At 35.1% G+C, this 18734-nt stretch carries 18 protein-coding genes and 2 pseudogenes; 13 read left to right on the top strand and 7 right to left on the bottom strand.

Going from position 1 to position 18734, the window contains the following annotated elements; genetic code table 11:
- Positions 1-34: 34 nt before the first annotated feature.
- The 3 genes from QN089_RS07445 to QN089_RS07455 all read left to right on the top strand — a co-directional run bounded on the left by QN089_RS07445 (position 35) and on the right by QN089_RS07455 (position 2324).
- A complete protein-coding gene (locus QN089_RS07445; RefSeq protein ID WP_285216373.1) occupies positions 35-682 on the top strand; it encodes a DUF2247 family protein in 648 nt (215 codons plus the stop codon).
- Between the two features lie 351 nt (positions 683-1033).
- Positions 1034-1456: a hypothetical protein gene (locus tag QN089_RS07450; protein WP_068453449.1), complete on the top strand. Its 423-nt coding sequence runs from the start codon at positions 1034-1036 to the stop codon at positions 1454-1456.
- A gap of 187 nt (positions 1457-1643) precedes the next feature.
- Positions 1644-2324, top strand: a complete 681-nt coding sequence (locus tag QN089_RS07455; RefSeq protein ID WP_285216374.1) for an Imm64 family immunity protein — start codon at positions 1644-1646, stop codon at positions 2322-2324.
- Between the two features lie 19 nt (positions 2325-2343).
- Here the strand turns inward: QN089_RS07455 and QN089_RS07460 are convergent, their stop codons facing one another.
- The 3 genes and pseudogenes from QN089_RS07460 to QN089_RS07470 all read right to left on the bottom strand — a co-directional run.
- A complete protein-coding gene (locus tag QN089_RS07460) occupies positions 2344-4473 on the bottom strand; it encodes a heavy metal translocating P-type ATPase (protein ID WP_285216375.1) in 2130 nt (709 codons plus the stop codon).
- Entirely contained in the window at positions 4466-4834 is a 369-nt protein-coding gene (locus tag QN089_RS07465; RefSeq protein WP_017474136.1) for an ArsR/SmtB family transcription factor, read from the bottom strand. Before QN089_RS07465 ends, QN089_RS07460 begins: the two co-directional genes overlap by 8 nt.
- A gap of 200 nt (positions 4835-5034) precedes the next feature.
- Positions 5035-5600: pseudogene (locus QN089_RS07470) on the bottom strand (recombinase family protein); the annotation flags it as partial.
- Between QN089_RS07470 and QN089_RS07475 the strand changes: the two are divergent.
- The 4 genes and pseudogenes from QN089_RS07475 to QN089_RS07490 form a co-directional block, all read left to right on the top strand.
- Positions 5597-7597: pseudogene (locus QN089_RS07475) on the top strand (Tn3 family transposase); the annotation flags it as partial. The pseudogenes QN089_RS07470 and QN089_RS07475 overlap by 4 nt on opposite strands.
- Positions 7598-7630: 33 nt before the next feature.
- Positions 7631-9211, top strand: coding sequence for an alpha/beta fold hydrolase (locus QN089_RS07480; protein ID WP_285216376.1), 1581 nt, complete (start codon positions 7631-7633; stop codon positions 9209-9211).
- Between the two features lie 152 nt (positions 9212-9363).
- Positions 9364-9564, top strand: a complete 201-nt coding sequence (locus QN089_RS07485) for a hypothetical protein (protein ID WP_068453441.1) — start codon at positions 9364-9366, stop codon at positions 9562-9564.
- A 129-nt stretch (positions 9565-9693) separates the two neighbouring features.
- A complete protein-coding gene (locus QN089_RS07490) occupies positions 9694-10314 on the top strand; it encodes an SdpI family protein (protein WP_285216377.1) in 621 nt (206 codons plus the stop codon).
- A 293-nt stretch (positions 10315-10607) separates the two neighbouring features.
- On the opposite strand, the gene QN089_RS07495 is transcribed toward QN089_RS07490, so the two are convergent.
- Positions 10608-11117 carry a DUF1648 domain-containing protein gene (locus tag QN089_RS07495; protein WP_068453435.1) on the bottom strand — a complete coding sequence of 170 codons (510 nt, stop codon included), beginning with the start codon at positions 11115-11117 and terminating at the stop codon, positions 10608-10610.
- Between the two features lie 199 nt (positions 11118-11316).
- On the opposite strand from QN089_RS07495, the gene QN089_RS07500 reads away from it, so the two are divergent.
- On the top strand, positions 11317-11457 hold the full coding sequence (locus QN089_RS07500; RefSeq protein ID WP_156422352.1) for a hypothetical protein: 141 nt from the start codon (positions 11317-11319) through the stop codon (positions 11455-11457).
- A gap of 334 nt (positions 11458-11791) precedes the next feature.
- Here the strand turns inward: QN089_RS07500 and QN089_RS07505 are convergent, their stop codons facing one another.
- The 3 genes from QN089_RS07505 to QN089_RS07515 all read right to left on the bottom strand — a co-directional run bounded on the left by QN089_RS07505 (position 11792) and on the right by QN089_RS07515 (position 14777).
- Complete coding sequence (locus tag QN089_RS07505; RefSeq protein WP_068453433.1) at positions 11792-12067, bottom strand: hypothetical protein; 276 nt, start codon at positions 12065-12067, stop codon at positions 11792-11794.
- Positions 12068-12218: 151 nt separating this feature from the next.
- Positions 12219-13496, bottom strand: a complete 1278-nt coding sequence (dctA, locus tag QN089_RS07510; protein ID WP_068453430.1) for a C4-dicarboxylate transporter DctA — start codon at positions 13494-13496, stop codon at positions 12219-12221.
- A 225-nt stretch (positions 13497-13721) separates the two neighbouring features.
- On the bottom strand, positions 13722-14777 hold the full coding sequence (locus QN089_RS07515) for a DctP family TRAP transporter solute-binding subunit (protein WP_285216378.1): 1056 nt from the start codon (positions 14775-14777) through the stop codon (positions 13722-13724).
- A 102-nt stretch (positions 14778-14879) separates the two neighbouring features.
- On the opposite strand from QN089_RS07515, the gene QN089_RS07520 reads away from it, so the two are divergent.
- The 5 genes from QN089_RS07520 to QN089_RS07540 all read left to right on the top strand — a co-directional run bounded on the left by QN089_RS07520 (position 14880) and on the right by QN089_RS07540 (position 18731).
- A complete protein-coding gene (locus QN089_RS07520) occupies positions 14880-16469 on the top strand; it encodes an ATP-binding protein (protein ID WP_285216424.1) in 1590 nt (529 codons plus the stop codon).
- 12 nt (positions 16470-16481) lie between these two features.
- Positions 16482-17162, top strand: coding sequence for a response regulator (locus tag QN089_RS07525; RefSeq protein WP_121177242.1), 681 nt, complete (start codon positions 16482-16484; stop codon positions 17160-17162).
- A gap of 66 nt (positions 17163-17228) precedes the next feature.
- Positions 17229-17543 carry a hypothetical protein gene (locus QN089_RS07530; RefSeq protein WP_068453425.1) on the top strand — a complete coding sequence of 105 codons (315 nt, stop codon included), beginning with the start codon at positions 17229-17231 and terminating at the stop codon, positions 17541-17543.
- A gap of 57 nt (positions 17544-17600) precedes the next feature.
- A complete protein-coding gene (locus QN089_RS07535) occupies positions 17601-18059 on the top strand; it encodes a hypothetical protein (protein ID WP_068453423.1) in 459 nt (152 codons plus the stop codon).
- A 90-nt stretch (positions 18060-18149) separates the two neighbouring features.
- On the top strand, positions 18150-18731 hold the full coding sequence (locus QN089_RS07540) for a GNAT family N-acetyltransferase (protein ID WP_285216379.1): 582 nt from the start codon (positions 18150-18152) through the stop codon (positions 18729-18731).
- Positions 18732-18734 lie beyond the last annotated feature (3 nt).

Below are 18734 nucleotides of genomic sequence, written 5' to 3' on the forward strand. Positions count from 1 at the left end.
TTAATACTAAACTATAAAGAAAGAGGTGAGGGGATTGGATAAAATAGATTTTGATGAACTATATCAAGAACCGGAAAATAAACTGAAAATAAGTCTACCTTCTACCTTTATTATAAAAAATAAAAAAGTTTCATTTAGTTGGACTGAACTATATTGGGGATGGAAAAGTCAATTCATTTCAGATAAAACACTTATTGAAATAGCAGAGACAGAGGTAACGAATACGATTTATTCAGAGCCCGTACTTGAACTAGCATCTATTATGGACTCTGAAATTTATACAGAGCAAATAAAGATACAAGAATTAATTGAACAAATTATTGATTCGAAATTATTAATAGATCGACAGTATATATTGAATTGTAAAAATAAATATTTGTATGCGATAGTATCATATATTGATCAATATCCTACTGAAAGTAAAGTGATAGAAAGTTACAACAAGTTAACAAAAGACTATACAGAGGATTCTATAGCACCTATAACGGGCTATGAATATGTTTTAGATGTTATTCTTAATGACTTTCATAATCCTTCTAAACCCGCGAAAGAATTTTACGATGAACTTCTTATGTGGACGGCGTATGGAATAACTGCGAAGAATGAGGAGTTACTCAAATTATGGAGATTATTTTTAGAAAAGCAACGTACATATTTTTTAAATCAATGGTCTACAAAGTAATTTAATAGCATAACTCAGTGACTAAACACTACTTGGTATGATAGTGAAGGCGAAAAATGAATCAGGTAAATTTGAAACTATAAGGAAGGCGAGCTAAAAGCGCAAGTGGAAGATAAGTCAAGATCGCAGCGTCCTGTTGCTGACTGATCCAACCTATGTCGTGTAGAAAGGCTCACCCAATTCGCTTTCTGATGATAGTGTATTATTCTAAAGATGAACCTTTAATCACAGAATGGATGATATACGACGTATAAGAGCGATAATCCAGGACCAATAGTATGGCAGCTATTCTATTATCAGGGATAAGGTAAGTTATTAAAGAATTTTAATATTAAAGGAGATTACAATATAATGATTAAATTAAATAACGTGAAAAGCTATTTTAATAGTACGATTGACCTTAACAATGATTCAGTTTTGGAGATTTGGAATAAATTCAAATCTTTTTGTTTAGTTGATGTTGAAAATGAAGATGATCGAGAAATTTTGTTTGAAACAGGAGTTGAAAAAATCGAAGGGATTAAATATTTCTATGTTAATTTCGTTCGACAATTTACAATTTATGATGGAGATGAATATGATGGAATGGAACAACTTATTTGTGCATTTCATTTTGAACATACAAAAGAGTTTAGATTTTTAAAGAAAAGCGAATGGTCAATGGATTATGAAGACTTAGAAACATATTTTAAAGAGGTAGAAAAAACAAAGGCATTTCAAAAAATGATTGATAAGAACCCTGTTAAAAGAACACTCATGCAAGAAGAAATCTAAAGTAGGTATAAACTATAAAATCTCAAAAAATCGTCTTGTTGTTGCCTCTCCGAACTTACTTCCAGCAAGCAGCAAAAGTAAAGACGCTAGATGATCAAACCGTCGCATCGCATCGTACGCATACGATGCGATGCGACGGTTTACGTTTAACGAATACTTCCAAAACAATGAAATATTTGATAAAAGGGTGTTTATTATTCTAAATATAGGTTTAGTATATCGAAATGAAAAAAATATAGAGAAAGAGTTTCAACATATTGTAGATTTTTTAAAGAAAAGGGAACTAATAATAGTTGAATGGAGAGTCTCTTTAGATAAAAATGGAGACAAATGGGTTGAAAAGAAAGATCAAGATGTAGATGTTGCGTTATTAACAAAATATTATTATGGAGAAATAATCGGATATATTACAAATTTTGTTGGTTTTCAAGAAATTTCGATGAGGATTAGTGTTCAACAAGAAGATGGTTTTTATGGCTATGTGCTACATTTAGATGGAGAAAGACTAAATGGTTTAGTGATAGACACAATAGAGCAAAAAATAATTACATGGGTTACTAATTTGAGCAATTTTACGAGTTTTGATTATGCCTTTTGTGATTATGATAGTGAAATAGAATATGATCCTCAAAAACAAAGGATAATAAACAAAAGTTATTCAGTTTTATTTTGGCCAGAGAGGGGTAGCGTCAGGAAAATGCGGATTTACAACGCTAAGGAAATTCCCATACTAAAAAGCCAAATTTCTCAACATCAATTGAAAAATTTGGCTTTTTTCGTTGCTCAGTTAAAGCGTCCTTTAGTTGTATATTTCCTGTTAATATCCCTTTTGAAGCATAACATTGTTTTCAATGATCGCACCCGATAGTTGACGCCCATTTTAGAACCTATTCTTTGATTTTCAATAAGCGTAAACTGTTTAATGTTACAAGTAAAGTTGCTCCCATATCAGCAAATATCGCTATCCAAAGCGTTAACCAACCGGGCATGACCAAAAGTAATGCCACTAATTTAATCACCAAAGAGAAGGTAATATTTTGTTTAATTATGATTAGAGCCTTACGACTTAATTTAATCGTGTAAGGTAACTTACTTAAATCATCTGACATTAAGGCGATGTCAGCCGTTTCTAAAGCTGTATCAGTTCCAGCACCACCCATTGCTACACCAACGGTAGATGCCGCAAGGGCTGGAGCATCATTCACGCCATCTCCGACCATCCCCACACTTTGATGTTTTTCTCGAAGTTCTTTAATAAAATTAAGCTTATCTTCTGGAAGTAAGTCAGCTTTAATATCCGAAACACCAACTTGTTTTCCGATGGCTGTTGCCGTTCTTTGGTTATCGCCTGTTAGCATCACTGTTTCGATTCCCATATTGTTCAACTTGCCGATAACTTCTTTAGACGATTCCCTCATTTCATCGGCTACGGCAATAAACGAAAGAATTTCTTTTTCTGTTCCTAACACCATCACCGTTTTACCTTGAGTTTGCATATCGGCAATTTTTTCTTTTTTATCGCTTGAAATGCTTCCGTGTAATTCCTCAAAAAGATTTGGACTTCCCACATAATACATTTCATTATTTATTTTGGCTTTAACGCCTTTACCTGTAATGGATTGAAAATCCTCTACTGTTACTTCGTTGAATTTTAATCCATTTTCTTCTGCTTTTCGCATAATCGCTGAAGCAAGAGGGTGCTGTGATCCTTTTTCAATGGCTGCTGTTATGGTCATTAATTCATTTTCATTTCTACCATATGTCACAATGTCTGTTACAGCAGGAATCCCTTTGGTTAATGTTCCTGTTTTATCAAAGGCTATCGCTTTTAAGTGTCCTGCTTCTTCTAAATGGATACCACCTTTAATTAAAACACCATTTTTTGCTGCATTTCCTATTGCTGTAACCACAGCAACTGGAGTTGAGACTACTAAGGCACAAGGACAACCAACCACTAATACAGCTAAGCCTTGATAAATCCATTGGCTCCAGTCTCCGCCAAATAATGGTGGAACTACCGCAATTAAAAGAGCTAGTATGACAATAGCTGGTGTATAGTATTTTGCAAATTTATCGACAAACGCTTGAGAAGGGGCCCGTTCTGCTTGGGCTTCTTCTACCAAGTGAATGATTTTTGAAAGAGTAGTATCTTCAACTCGTTTTGTTACTTTAACCTCAAGTAACCCTTCTTCATTCAAGGTTCCTGCAAATACTTCATCATTTGTGGTTTTCGTTACTGGAACACTTTCACCTGTAATCGCAGCCTGATTTAATGTCGATGTACCTTTAACCACTATTCCATCCATTGCTAACTTTTGACCGGGCTTAACAATCATGATGTCTCCAACTTGAATATCATCAACATGAATCATCATTTCTTCATTGCCTCGTCGAATTAACGCTTCTTTTGGGGCAATATCCATTAAAGATTCAATAGATTGACGTGCTTTATCCATTGAATAACGCTCTAATGCTTCACTAATCGCAAATAGGATAACAACGGTTGCCCCTTCACCCCATTCACCAATGATTGCAGCTCCTATAATTGCAATAGTCATAAGCGTATTCATATCGAAATTTAATCTGCTTAGATTTTTGAGACCTTTAATGAATAACGAATATCCACCGATTAAAATGGACGCTGCATAACCAATTGTCGGTAGAACATGCTCTTCACCATACTGCTCTCCTAAGAACCAGCTAACTACAAGTAAAAGAGCTGATATATATACCTTAATGTTTTCTTTCTGCTTCCAAAAAGGTTCTCGTTCTACCCTTTGTTCTTTTTCATCTCGAATTTTTAAATTTTCAAATGCTCCTGCTTTTTCTAATTCTTCAATGGTTGTCGTCCCTTTAACATAAACTTTAGATGCTCCGAAATTTACTTTCGCATCCTGAACACCGGGAAGTTCTTTAACATTATTTTCAAAAATGGCTGCACAGTTAGTACAAGTAAATCCTTGAACACGATAGGCTTTCATTTCTTCTTCAGACAGTTTTGCTTTCCCACTAGACATTGATCTTCACCTCTTTCTTATGTGCCAATGCAATCATCATAATTTGTCTGATATGCTCATCATCTAATGAATAAAATGCAAGTTTTCCCTCTTTTCGAAACTTAACAATCCCTTGCTTATGGAGCGTTCGCAGGTGATGAGAGGCATTTGCAACCGTAACACCTATAATATTTGCTATATCACACACACACAGTTCGTCATCTTGACATAAAGCATAGGTAATTTTTGCTCTATTTTCATCTGCAATAGCTTTTAACATTTGGGCAACACTAGAAATATCTACTGTCTGTAAATTACCTTGTATTCGATTGACCTTTTCTTCGTCATAACAATAAATTTCACAAGTATCTTTCTTAATCACATTCTCACCCCAATATCATTCAAGTGTTTATTTGAATATAGTATAACCATTTTTAATAATTCATTCAAGTGTTTTTTTGAATGAGTAAAAAAATTCATAAAAAAAGAATTGGAGTACCCAATTCTAATAACAAAATAACCAAACTGCATAAGACTTTAAGTACATAACATTATCTGGCCAATTAATGGAATAGGACTGAACTATTTGTTCTCTTCCGATAGCTTTCTATATAATGAAGCCCTAGACACATTTGTAATTTCACAAATTTGATTTACAGTCATATTTCCTTCTTTATATAGCTTTACTGCATAATTCATTCTCGCATGATTTTTATGATATTTCTTTATCCGACCTTTAAACTTTCCTTCTTTCTTAGCCAGCTCAATCCCTTCACGTTGACGCATACGGATAAGATCTCGTTCTAATTGGTTCACACCAGCCATTACTGTAATTAAGAATTGGCTGTATGGATTATCCTCTGATAAATCTAGCCATGTATCCTTGAGTGATTTTAAGCTTGCCTTTTTCCTGCGTATTAAATCAATCAATTCAAATAAGTTCTGCGTACTCCGAGTGATCCGAGTTAAGTCTGTAACATAAATAATGTCTCCTTCCTGTAAATCCTCTAACATTTTTTGAAGTTGCTCGCGATCCTTTGCTGCCCTGCCCCAGAAACTTTTTCTTCAAAAATAATATCCATACCGATTTCGTTTAATTGCTGAAATTGTCTTGAAGGATTTTGGCTAGTCGAACTGACACGTACAAAACGGTAAAAAGCTAAATGAGAAGGTTATACACTTTACGAACATCGGACAGGCTTTAATCAAAGCAAAACAGGAAAAGTTAGACGTTTTTGAAGTTCTAGAATCGATTATTGAATGGAATTCTTTTGTTTCTTCGATGGAAGAAGCTCAAGAGCTTGCACGTCCTGCTGATTATGATTATTTAGACTTACTGCAAAAACGATTTTATTCACTTAGAAAATATACGCCAACGCTATTAAGGGTACTGGAATTTCATTCTACAAAGGCAAATGAGCCACTTTTACAAGCTGTAGAGATTATCCGAGGAATGAACGAATCTGGGAAGCGAAAAGTACCTGAAAACTCACCGGTGGATTTTATTTCAAAACGATGGAAAAAGTATTTATACGAGGATGATGGTACAACAATCAACCGTCATTACTATGAAATGGCTGTTTTAACAGAACTTCGGGAGCATGTTCGTGTAGGAGATGTTTCCATTGTTGGCAGTAGACAATATAGGGATTTTGAGGAATATTTGTTTTCGGAAGATACATGGAATCAATCGAAGGGGAATACGAGATTATCAGTTAGTTTATCATTCGAAGATTATATAACGGAGAGAACCAGCAGCCTTAATGAAAGGTTAAAATGGTTAGCTGCCAATTCCAACAAGTTAGACGGGGTTTCTCTTGAAAAAGGAAAACTGTCACTTGCACGCTTAGAAAAAGATGTTCCAGAAGAAGCAAAAAAGTTTAGTGCAAGCCTTTATCAGATGCTACCAAGAATAAAATTAACCGATTTACTCATGGATGTTGCTCATATAACAGGGTTTCATGAGCAATTCACTCATGCTTCCAATAATCGAAAACCAGATAAAGAGGAAACAATCATTATCATGGCTGCCCTTTTAGGAATGGGAATGAATATTGGTTTAAGCAAAATGGCTGAAGCCACACCTGGACATACATATAAGCAATTAGCCAATGTATCTCAATGGCGCATGTATGAAGATGCAATGAATAAGGCCCAAGCCGTATTAGTAAATTTTCATCACAAATTACAATTACTTTCCTATTGGGGAGACGGTACAACATCCTCGTCAGATGGTATGAGGATGCAGCTAGGTGTTTCATCACTACATGCAGGTTCAAACCCACATTACGAAACAGGAAAGAGAACCACCATCTATCGATTTACAAGTGATCAATTTTCTTCTTATTACACAAAAATTATTCATACTAATTTAAGGGATGCCATTCATGTTTTGGATGGATTGTTGCACCACGAGACGGATCTAAATATAGAAGAGCATTATACAGACACAGCTGGTTACACAGACCAAATATTCGGACTGACTCATTTATTAGGATTTAAATTTGCTCCTAGAATAAGAGATTTATCAGACTCAAAATTATTTACAATAGATAAAGCAAGTGAGTATCCCAAATTAGAAGCCATTTTACGTGGACAAATAAATAAAAAGGTCATTAAAGAAAATTATGAGGATGTTTTGCGATTAGCTCATTCTATAAGGGAGGGAATAGTCTCAGCATCCCTTATTATGGGGAAACTAGGTTCCTATTCAAGACAAAACAGCTTAGCTACAGCCTTACGTGAGATGGGCCGAATAGAAAAAACGATCTTTATTTTGAATTACATTTCAGATGAATCATTAAGAAGAAAAATACAAAGAGGATTGAATCAAGGAGAAGCCATGAATGGATTAGCAAGAGCTATTTTCTTTGGAAAGCAAGGTGAGCTTAGGGAACGAACCATACAGCATCAATTGCAAAGGGCCAGTGCTCTAAACATAATCATCAATGCCATCAGTATTTGGAATACTTTACATCTAACAAAAGCAGTTGAATATCAAAAACGGTCTGGTCGTTTTAATGAAGAATTATTGCACCATATGTCGCCTCTAGGTTGGGAACATATTAATTTACTAGGGGAATATCATTTTAATTTGGAGAAAGTGGTCTCGTTAGATTCTTTAAGACCATTGAAACTTTCTTAACGTTGTAAAAAATGGGGGAATCGTCCCGAAAATGTGCTTAGCGTTGTAAATCCGCATTTTCCTGACGGGACCCCTAAAAAAGCTTTTTTAGAAGGAAGTAAAAATGTAATGGATATTGCGAAGGAAATACACAAAAAACATGGGCTGAAAAAAATAGTTCATACGGTTGGTTATATGAGCCCTTTTACAGATGATTCTACTACATGGGAAAATATCGATGTGTTCACAGAAATTCCAACAAGCTTAAAAGATGCGCATCCATATGAACAAATGAAGTTTTTATCGGATATTTATATTCGACAAGAAGCTAGAAAGAATGAAATACCCTTAGCTGTAATTAATCTTCCTACAGCTATTGGCGATGAACAGATTGGAAGTACAGCTCAACTAGGTGGTTTTGGTTTATTTATAGATATCATTAGAAAAGGCTCGTTACCAGTTATACCTGGTGGAGAAGATTATCGCTTACCTCTAATTAATAAAAATATTGTAGCTGAATTTATCGTCACTACACTATTTAATGATTCAAAAAATGAAATGACTTACTCGCTCGTTTCTGATAAAGAACATGATCATAATATTTCAGAACTTATGTCAATTATTTCAGAAAGTATGAATATGAACAAACCCTTTGTCACAGCACCTTTTGGATTATTAAAATTTATAATGAAGTTTGGTGGAAGTAAAATAACAGGTATTCCAAAAAGCAGTCTTAGCTTTTTAACAAACCAAGTATTTGATAATCATTTGACCAAAAGGGACTTTGATGCGGAATTAATAAAGAAGATGGCTGCATCTAACATCCCGTTCTCAATTGCTGATATTGACTTTCGTCTAACGTATGGTCATGAGAAAATAAGCCCTTTTACGAGAAAAAATATAAAGGGACTATTAATGTATCAATTAGAAGGAACTCAAAAGCCGATTGTTCTAGTTCATGGTTTATTTAGTGACGGAACGGATTTATTTGAACTAGGCTTAGAATTAAATAAACAAACTGGTAGAGAGATACTAATTCTCGACTTACCTGGCTTCGGTAGAACACCTTTTATTAAAAATGAGGATATTTTAGCGCCATATCTGCATGTGATTCAATCAATTAAAAAGATAGTGCCAAATGAATCTGTCTTTGTTGGTCATTCTTTTGGAGCAGCATTACTAATGAAAGCTTTTAAAGAAGGTGTATTCACGAATCAAGATAAGATCATTCTGTTACAACCACCAATTCATAAGCTGAAATCTGAGCCTACTAAATTAATAAGTAAGTATTTATTAAAACACACATCGTATAATCGTTTATCAGCGTACTTTTTAAAAAGAGGTTTTCTTATAAAACAAGAGGGTGCCTCTTATAAGTATTTAAAAAGAGTAAAAAATAGCATAAGTTCTCCTAGAATTTTAAATACGACACTTCAATTAAATACTGCTTTGAAAAAAATGAATTTAGATCAAAAATTAAATAGCCAATTTTCTATTGTGTGGGGTACTAAGGATAAACAATATCAATCACCAATAGATAACGGTAAAATGAAATTCATTTCTTCTGGTCATTATTTTCCTATAAGTAACCCAGTTGAGACAGCTGAAATAGTATTAAAAATTATAGAAGATTAAATTCATTATTAAAGGGTTTTAAGAACTTTTAGGAGCAATCTAGATTACGTTATTGTATATGAGCTGTATGGAATTAAAAGGAGGAATTTGGAATATTATGTTGAATATTTGTAGTAAGGGAATTACATAACTGTTATTAGAGGAGAGATAATTTGAAAAGCATAACAACTGTTATAACGATTATTCTAGGTATCGTGATTATATTTGTGCCAACGATTATTACTGGGCATGGCTATAACGATGAAAAAATGATGGGCGCATTACTTGTTGCTGATTATACATTGAGAGTGGTTTCGTTAATAATTGGACTACTTGTGATTAGCTTTGCTATTAGAGGTTTAGCTAAAAATTAGCTAAAAGAAATTACCAAAAGCACCTTCTCGTTGTAAAAGAGGGTACTTTTTATATTGTCTTTGTAGTTCCTTTTCACGTATTAGTGGAATCGCTTTCCTCGATATTTAAAGCAAGAAAGGATGAATGTATTGAAAAATGTATTATTATTAGTTGCATCTTTTTTCATGTCTCTCATTGTGTGGTTAAGTACATATCGTTCTTTACCAGAAAAAGTAATCATGCATGCTAATTCAAGCGGAACAACGGATTATGCGCATAAAAGTTTCATGTTTCTCATGTTTATGATTATTTCATTTTGTGTACTCGCTATTTTTTACGCTTTACTACTTATAGATAGAAAAAATGAAAATAAACAAAAAATGAATACAGCGTTCGCTATGATTGGTGGTTTATTCGTTATTGGATTGAATATTGTCTATATACTCAATGTCCGTAATGAAGCGTTAAACACAGAACGTCTATTTTTAATTTTTGTAGGCTGTATTTTCATTATCATCGGCAGTTTCTTACCTACAGTCAATTACAATTCTAAAGTGGGTGTTCGAAATACCGCTAGCTTTCAAAATAAAAAATCATGGACTCAAATTCAAAGATTCAGTGGATGTGCGTTTATCATCTGTGGTATATTCATAGGGTTTGCAGCTTTAATTCCATCATTCTTATATGCGATTCTTGTCATTTCACTACTGATTGCTGCTATGTTATATAGTATTCAGTTATACTCGAATAAATTGCTTAAAAATGAGTAGACGTTTAGCTCTCAAACACAGGTAAGTATAATAAAGTGAAGGTGATCCATTGGAAGTTATAATCGGATATGGATTAATACTCTTTTTCCTTGTCAATTTTTGCGTGATGATGTACCGGGCTTATAAGGAAGTGAAAGAGAACCCTAAGAGCTTTTTTAGAGTGCTGATTTTCATACCTCTTGAATTATTATTAGGTACATATGGTTTCTATGTAGCAATTGTCTTGGGAGCACTGTTAATAGGTATCCTACTTGTTTTCTATCCATAATGAATCTAAAAAGCGAGTAACACGTTCAGCGTGCTACTCGTTTTTGTTTTGAGTTTATATACTTCTTTTTACACGAGGATTCGATTATGCCATACACAATCACCGATAGAATCAATCCACCGAAATACACGATAATAATATAAGAAGGAATTTTCTCTAGAGGCTGAATTTGTATAGAGGCATAGAGCAATATAAAAAAGAAAAACAGTGTCAAAGCGGATACGAGTGAAGTCCAAGAGCAATAGAGTTTGTACAGTTTCATACTTAGTTGTTTATCAAACTTTGCTAAATAGCGATTGAATTTAATAAATCGAAAGCTTTTCAACCCTGCGAACAGTAAAATTGAGACAATCGGCAATATCCATAAAACATATTTTGAACCGTAACCATCTGGACTACCTAGTAAATTAAAATGAATCGGAACCCGCCCATCTAACCCTTTCCAATACAACAGCAATATGACGATTTGAGCTAACATGAAAAAATATGAAATCGCATCGAGGTAATATGTATGTTTGGGTAGTATATACTTCATTAGATCTCCTCCTACTTAAAATTTTGTAATTAAAGATTCACTATCAGCTAATGAAAAAGTAGTTTTCAACAAAAGCTTATACATCACATTTGAAGGCAATACTACATATATTTTAATCTAGCACCAAAAGGTCGTTTTCGTGCTACAATAAAATGGCAGCATTTTCAGCTGACTCCTTTTTCGGAAGGAGGTGTACTACATGCCTAAATACTCGCGACAAGAGAAAGTAAAGGCTGAGCGAAAGAAAAAGCGTGAAGAAGGACTGACCATCTTTCGATATGCAGCGGATCTATTTCGATTCGTGGATACAATTTATCGTTTCTTCCGTATGATGCTGTAAGAAAAAACGCCTGGTGACCAAACCAGGCGCTGTACTACATGTGATTCTCGCGACAAGAATCTTACTAACTTCATTGTATGATGATTATAGATAGAAGTCAATTAAATAAGATAGAAATAAAATAGGTTAATTAAGTGATATTATTATCGAAAGCATCTATGATTTCGTATTTATACTCAATTATCGATTATTTGTATAAATAAATAATAATCGATTATAATCGATACGATTTTAAAGTTGCCGTTTTAAAAATCGGTTTTATATTGAAAAGTGCAGCAGCAATTATTAAATATAAAAAGATGAGCTCATCTATATTCGATGAACCCACTTCTTTTTATGATTTCGAACGTTTTTGAATCTCTTGTTTACTTTGCAAAATTTTATAAGCGAGATGTACGACAATTCCAAATAGCAGAAGTGCGAAAATAGAGGCAAGACCGATAAAGATCGGTTCACCAAAGCGCCAAAAAGACTCCGGTTCTTTTGCGGCAAATGAACGTGAAATCTGTAGCAAGACAACAAAGAACAATGTCACAATCGATACAAGCCCCACTTGTTTGACCTTCTTTTGCAAGAAGATCGCTTGCTCTTTACGCGATGTTAATTTCATTATGTAAAACTCCTTTAAAACATACTACCTTCTATAGTAATGGTTGAACTAAAAAGACGCAATTCTTTCCTATTAAATAGATATTCAGATGAAAAGAGTAGGCTAAGTAATTAAAAAACGAAACCGCACATATAGCGCGATTTCGTTTTTCTTATGCATGTTCTTCTTTAATTTCTTTCACGAGTGCTTCGTGTTGCTCTGGGTTGTATTCATTTTCTAGTTTTGATACAACAACTGTTGCTACTGAGTTACCAATTATGTTTGTGATGGCACGCGCTTCTGACATGAAGCGGTCTACACCGATTAGTAGGGCAATACCTGCTACTGGAATCATTGGGAACGCAGCTAATGTTGCAGCTAATGTAACAAAACCTGAACCTGTAACACCTGCAGCACCTTTTGATGTAACCATTAATACTAATAATAATGTTAGTTGTTGCCAGATAGATAGGTCAACATTGTAAACTTGTGCGATAAACATAGCAGCCATTGATAAGTAGATGGCTGTACCATCTAAGTTGAATGAGTAACCTGTTGGAATAACTAAACCAACGACTTGTTTTGAACAACCGAATTTTTCTAATTTCTTCATGATGCCTGGTAAAGCTGTTTCTGAAGAAGATGTACCTAATACAAGTAATAATTCTTCTTTGATATAAGCAAGGAATTTGAAGATGTTGAAGCCGAAGCCCTTCATAATACCGCCAAGAATTAAGAAGATGAATAGCGCCATTGTAATGTAGATACAAATCATTAATAATGCTAAGCTTTTTAAAGAACCGAAGCCGAATGAGCCGATTGTGTAAGCCATTGCACCGAATGCTGCTAATGGTGAAATAACCATGACCATACCGATGACTTTGAAGAAGATTTCAGAAGCAGATGTCATAACCTTCATAACAGGTTGTGCTGCTTCACCAATTGAAGCAGATGCTAGACCGAATAGCGCCGCACATACTAAGATTGGTAATAAATCACCGTTCGCGATTGCGCCAACGAAATGCTCTGGAATAATGTTCATAATGAATGGTACGAAGCCAGACTCTTGGGCTGCTGCTTGATCTGTAAAGTTTTGAACGGCTGATGTATCAATTTTTGATACGTCAATACCTGTGCCTTTACCTGGTTGGATAATATGTACCACGATAAAACCAATTGCAAGTGCAACTGTTGAAACAATCTCGAAGTAAATTAATGCTTTACCCCCAATTTTACCAACTTTTTTCATATCCCCCATGTTACCAATACCAATCACAACCGTTAAGAAAATAATTGGTGCGATTAACATCTTGATTAATTTGATGAAAATATCTGCTAGGATTTTTAAGTCTTGACCGAATGTTGGGAAGACGCCACCAACGATGATCCCTAAGATAATCCCGATGACTACTTGAACCGTTAAGTTCTTATACCACTTTTTCTTTTTCATGTTCATCCCTCTTTGTTATTCAATTTTGTGATCGCTTACATGTATCATAAGCGCTGTTTTAGTACAAAGGAATAATTCGGTTATAAAGTTCTTTTTGGTCATAAAGTTCTTTTTGCCGAAAAAGGATGAAAACATTGATTTAACAGCATTTTAAAAGACTGAACAAAGATGTCCAGTCTTGTATGAAAACGCTTTATGGTCATTTTTCTATTGTTGTAATACAGTTTAGGTATCTGTTTTTTTCTGAATCAATTGCTGAATTTCATGTAGATAATGTGCATCACTACGATTTTCAAATGAACGATAGAGTGGCATAAACGCTTTTTTCCACGCTGTTTGTTGCTGTGGTGTTAAAGTGTGTATCTCAACGGAGAGATTCTTCAGTTGTTGTAAGTCATGATTGTTCATCTGCATAGCATTCTCCATATTCCATTCTGTTGCATCTTTTAACGCCTGCTCAATCAATTGCTGATCGGCTGGTTCGAGTTGTTGCCAAAACTGTTTATTAATAATGACCGCATAGGCAAGAATGCCATGATTTGAAATTGTTAAATGATTTTCTTTTTTATACAGGCTTTTTGAGTAGATATTTGAAATCGTATTTTCAAGTGCATCCATCTTTTGTTTATTGAGTTCTGTAAACAATTCGTCAAATGAAGAGGTTACAGGCGTTGCTTTCACTTGCTCGAATTGTTGTTTAAGCATATCACTCTCCATCGCACGCACGCGAAGCCCTTTAAAATCTTGTACGTCTTGAATGATCTCTTTTTCATTAATCATCTGTTTAAAGCCATTTTGCCAAAAGCCAAGTGCTTTCATATTTTCATGCTGGAGTTCGTTTAAAAGACGTTCACCGACATCACTTGTGAATACTTTTTGAACTTCAGCAGTGGATGAAAACAAATAAGGTAAATCTAGAACTTCCCAACTCGGTACTTCTTTTGTTACTTTAGAAAGAGTCGGGGCAATCATCTGAACGTCATTATCTTTTAGCGCTTGTAATTCATTCACATCATTGTAAAGCATACCATTCGGTGAAATTTCAACTTGAATACGATGATGCGAGCGCTTTTGAACGAGTTCAGCAAATTTCAACACAGCTTGTCCCTTCGGTGTGTCTTCTGCGACAACATGTGAAAAACGAATCGTAATTTGATCTTTTAATCCCTCTTGTTCTTCGTCATACGGTAATGTTTCGCTTTTGAAAAAGCCTTGTTCATAGCTCATATAACCGAGTAAAGCGATGACGACGAATAGAGCGGATAGCATATATGTACGCAACGTCGACCCTCCATTTTGATTTAATTTTTATTAGTTTAACATAATTGAAGTGGTACAATGTTAAAAAGTATAAGAGAGGTGGCTTGTTTGTTCAAACAAAAAATGACCTTAAATAAAGGGATGATTGCACTTACGTTTTTCATCATTGCCTTCTCATTATTGATTGCGGGCGTCTTTATTTTAGGGAGTATTGTCAATTCAAAAGAAAAAGAATTACAGGAGCAGTCGATGCTTGTAGCGAGAACGGTAGCGACATTACCTGAAATCGAAGATACTTTACATAACGAGAATAATTTATCTATTGAAGCACAAGCACGTCGAATTAATCAAACCGTTGAGCAGCTGCGAACGGTCAATTCTGCAGACTATATTGTGATTATGAATATGGATCATGTGCGACTGTCGCATCCTTTAACGAGTAAGCTTGGCACAGTTTCGACAACACCAGATGAAGAAGCAGCGTATTCAGAGCATTATTATACGTCGAAAGCAAAAGGTGAAGTGGGTGTAATGGTACGCGCCTTTGTACCGATCATGAATACTAAACATCAGCAAATCGGTGTTGCAGTCGTTGGCTATCGCTTACCGAGTGTTCTTGAAGTGTTAGGTGGAATGAAGTGGGAGATTGCACTTGCACTGACACTGTCAACTGCCTTTGGTTTATGGGGAGCGCTGATTCTAAGTCGTCGCGTGAAGAAGCAGATGCTGGATTATGAACCGCATGAGATTGCTAAATTATATACAGAGCGTATTGAGACATTCAATGCGATGCATGAAGGAATTATCGCTATTGATAAAGAGTTTACAGTGACCATCTTCAATCCGAAAGCGCGACAAATTTTAGGGATTGGCGAGCAGAATTTGCTTGGAAAGAAGATTTATGATATTTTACCTGATACACGCTTACCAGAGATTTTAGATTTTAATCAGCCCATTTACAATAAAGAGTTACATATTAATCAACATACGATTTTAAGTAATCGTGTGCCGATTGAAGTAGACGGTGAGACGGTCGGGGCGATTGCTATTTTCCAAGATCGTACAGAAGTGAAAAAGCTAGCGGAAGAATTAACGGGCGTAAAAGAGTTCGTACAAGCACTTCGTATTCAAAATCATGAGCATAAAAATAAGTTGCATACGATTTCAGGACTTCTACAACTAGGTCATCATCAAGAAGCGATGGATTACATTGTAGAAGTGCAAACGACGCAGGAAGAAACAACGAATTTCTTAAATCAGCGCATTCAAAATCAAAATATTGCAGGTCTGGTACTGAGTAAGATCAATCGTGGTAAGGAGCTTGGCATTAATGTCATGATGGATGAGCATAGCACACTCGAACGCTTACCAGAAAAGCTTGATTTCCACGATTTTGTTGTGGTGTTTGGAAATCTTGTAGAAAATGCTTTTGATGCGCTGCAACTGACGAGTAGTTCATCAAAAGAAATCTTTATTAGTATTGACCAAAACGATGAAACATTATCCATTTTAGTGGAGGATAATGGTGTCGGTATGACCGATGAACAAATTCAAAAGATTTTCGATAATGGTTTTACAACGAAGAATTCTGCCAATCATGGCATTGGTTTATATTTAATTTCAGATATTTTAAACAAAACGAACGGTAGTATTGATATTACAAGTTCGTTGAATGAAGGAACGAGTATTTTAGTTACGTTTACAATGGAGTAGGGGGAACATCGCGTGATAGATGTTGTATTAATTGAAGACGATCCAATGGTACGTCAAGTCAATCGCCAATTTTTAGAGCAAATCGAAGGCATTCGTATTGTAGGAGTGGCGAAAGATGGAATTGAAGGGGTAGAACAGCTGAAAACATTAGCGCCAGATGTAGCACTTATGGATATTTTCATGCCAGAACAAGATGGCATTAAAACATTGCAACAAATTCGAGATCAAGGTTTACCTGTCGATGTTATTGCTGTAACTGCAGCGAATGATATGAAAACAATTGAAAAAATGCTGCAATTAGGTGTTTATGATTATATTATGAAGCCTTTTACGTTTGATCGTATGAAGCAGACCATTCAGCAATATTTAGCGTATAAAGCGTATATTACGAAGAAGGAAGCACTCAATCAGGATGAACTGGATCAATTACTGCATCCAACAAGAGAGACCGACCATTACCATGATGCTTTACCAAAGGGATTAAATGGTGCAACTTTACAAAAGATTATTCAATTTATTGGGGAGCAAAAAGGTGCTGTTACAGCTATTGAAGTGGCGCAGGGGGTTGGTTTAGCACGTGTAACTGCAAGACGTTATTTAGATTATTTAGAGAAGCAGCGTCAAGTTGTCATTGATATTCAATATGGCGGGGTAGGACGACCAGTGAATCAATACCGTCTCGTACAAAAATAAAGGTTTTAACTAAAGTTAATAGGGAATATATGGATTAGAATATTTAGTCGGAGGGTGTGAAAAAACTTGCTAATATTACTAATTCTCTCTATTATTGCACTAATAGGTATTCCTTTACTACTTGTGATATCATCGCTTAAATTTGAAGAACGTCAATTGGACGCGATGATTCATCAATACTATGTAGAGCATCGTACAGTTCGAAAAACGCAAAAGATGTCTGTAAAACCAGTTGTTGAAAAACAGACACAACAAAAAAGACCGTCTGCTGCTAAAGACGAATCAAAACGTGCGTTTACACATACAATTCGTAAAAAGTTACCTGGTTATATTTATCCGTCACGTGAAGCAATGATTCGTGATCGTGCCAATAAAAACTAATTAATAGCTTTATTTGAGGGGGCTTTCACCCTCCTACATAACAAAGGGGTTCAAAAAATGCAGTCTTTAGTAAAACAGTTACATTTTATTGAAAAAACAATTGTGCAACTATTTGATGAAGTGAATGAGCAAACATGGAAAGAACCAGAAGCAAAGGGGCTTCGTTCTGTTTTCGAATTGTGTCATCATATGACCTACTTACCAAAAGCAGATTTAATGTTAGCAAGTTCTGCGAGTCATCAGGAAATGGATGCATTTTATCAGCGCAATCGTTTGGAGACGATTTGTGAAATGAAACAGATGTTTATTTATCATATGAAGCAGCTTTACGCACATATTGAATGTATGTCAGAATGTGAAAAGCAGCGTGAATCAACCAGTTATTGGGGCGCTACATACACGCAACAAGAATGGATACTAGAAATTCTAATGCACCTCATTCATCATCGTGCCCAACTATACCAACTCTTAATGCAACATCGAGAAAAACCTATCTCAATTTGTCTATTTCAATAATTTTCAGACTGTTTCCAAAAGGGAGACAGTTTTTTCTTTTATTTTGAAAAAGGTACGCTATAATAATAAAAACGAAAGAAGGCGAATGGGATGGAATTTAGTCAATTAGAAGATGATGTTGTTTATTTACGTCCACTTGTAATGGAAGATGCAGAAGCTTTATTTGAAGCAGGAAATCATGCGGAGATTTGGACATATACAGCACATACGATTCAATCATTAAAAGATGCAGAGGCTTATATTGAAGATGCCTTACATAAATCGAAAACGGAGCAAACTTATGCAATTGTAGATCGCCAGTCGAATCGCGTAATTGGTTCAACACGTTTTTATCAAATAGATACTAAAAATCGTGCTGCAACACTCGGTTACACGTGGCTAACCCCCGCATATTTTGGCACTTCGGTGAATAAGCGTTGTAAGTATCTATTATTTCAATATGCTTTTGAAAAAGAAGGTCTTGAACGGATTCAAATCGTAGCAGATGAGCGAAATACACGCTCTTGTCGTGCTATTGAAGGGCTTTTAGCAACAAAAGAAGGGGTACTGCGTAAACATATTATTTGTAAAGATGGTTATATTCGAAATAGTGTTGTCTATTCGGTTATACGTGAAGATTGGCTGCGTGTAAAAGCGCATTTGGAGCAGGCGATTGGTTATAAAACAGTTTAAAGG

The sequence above is a fragment of the Kurthia sp. YJT4 genome, from assembly GCF_030219945.1.
Lineage (GTDB): Bacteria > Bacillota > Bacilli > Bacillales_A > Planococcaceae > Kurthia > Kurthia gibsonii.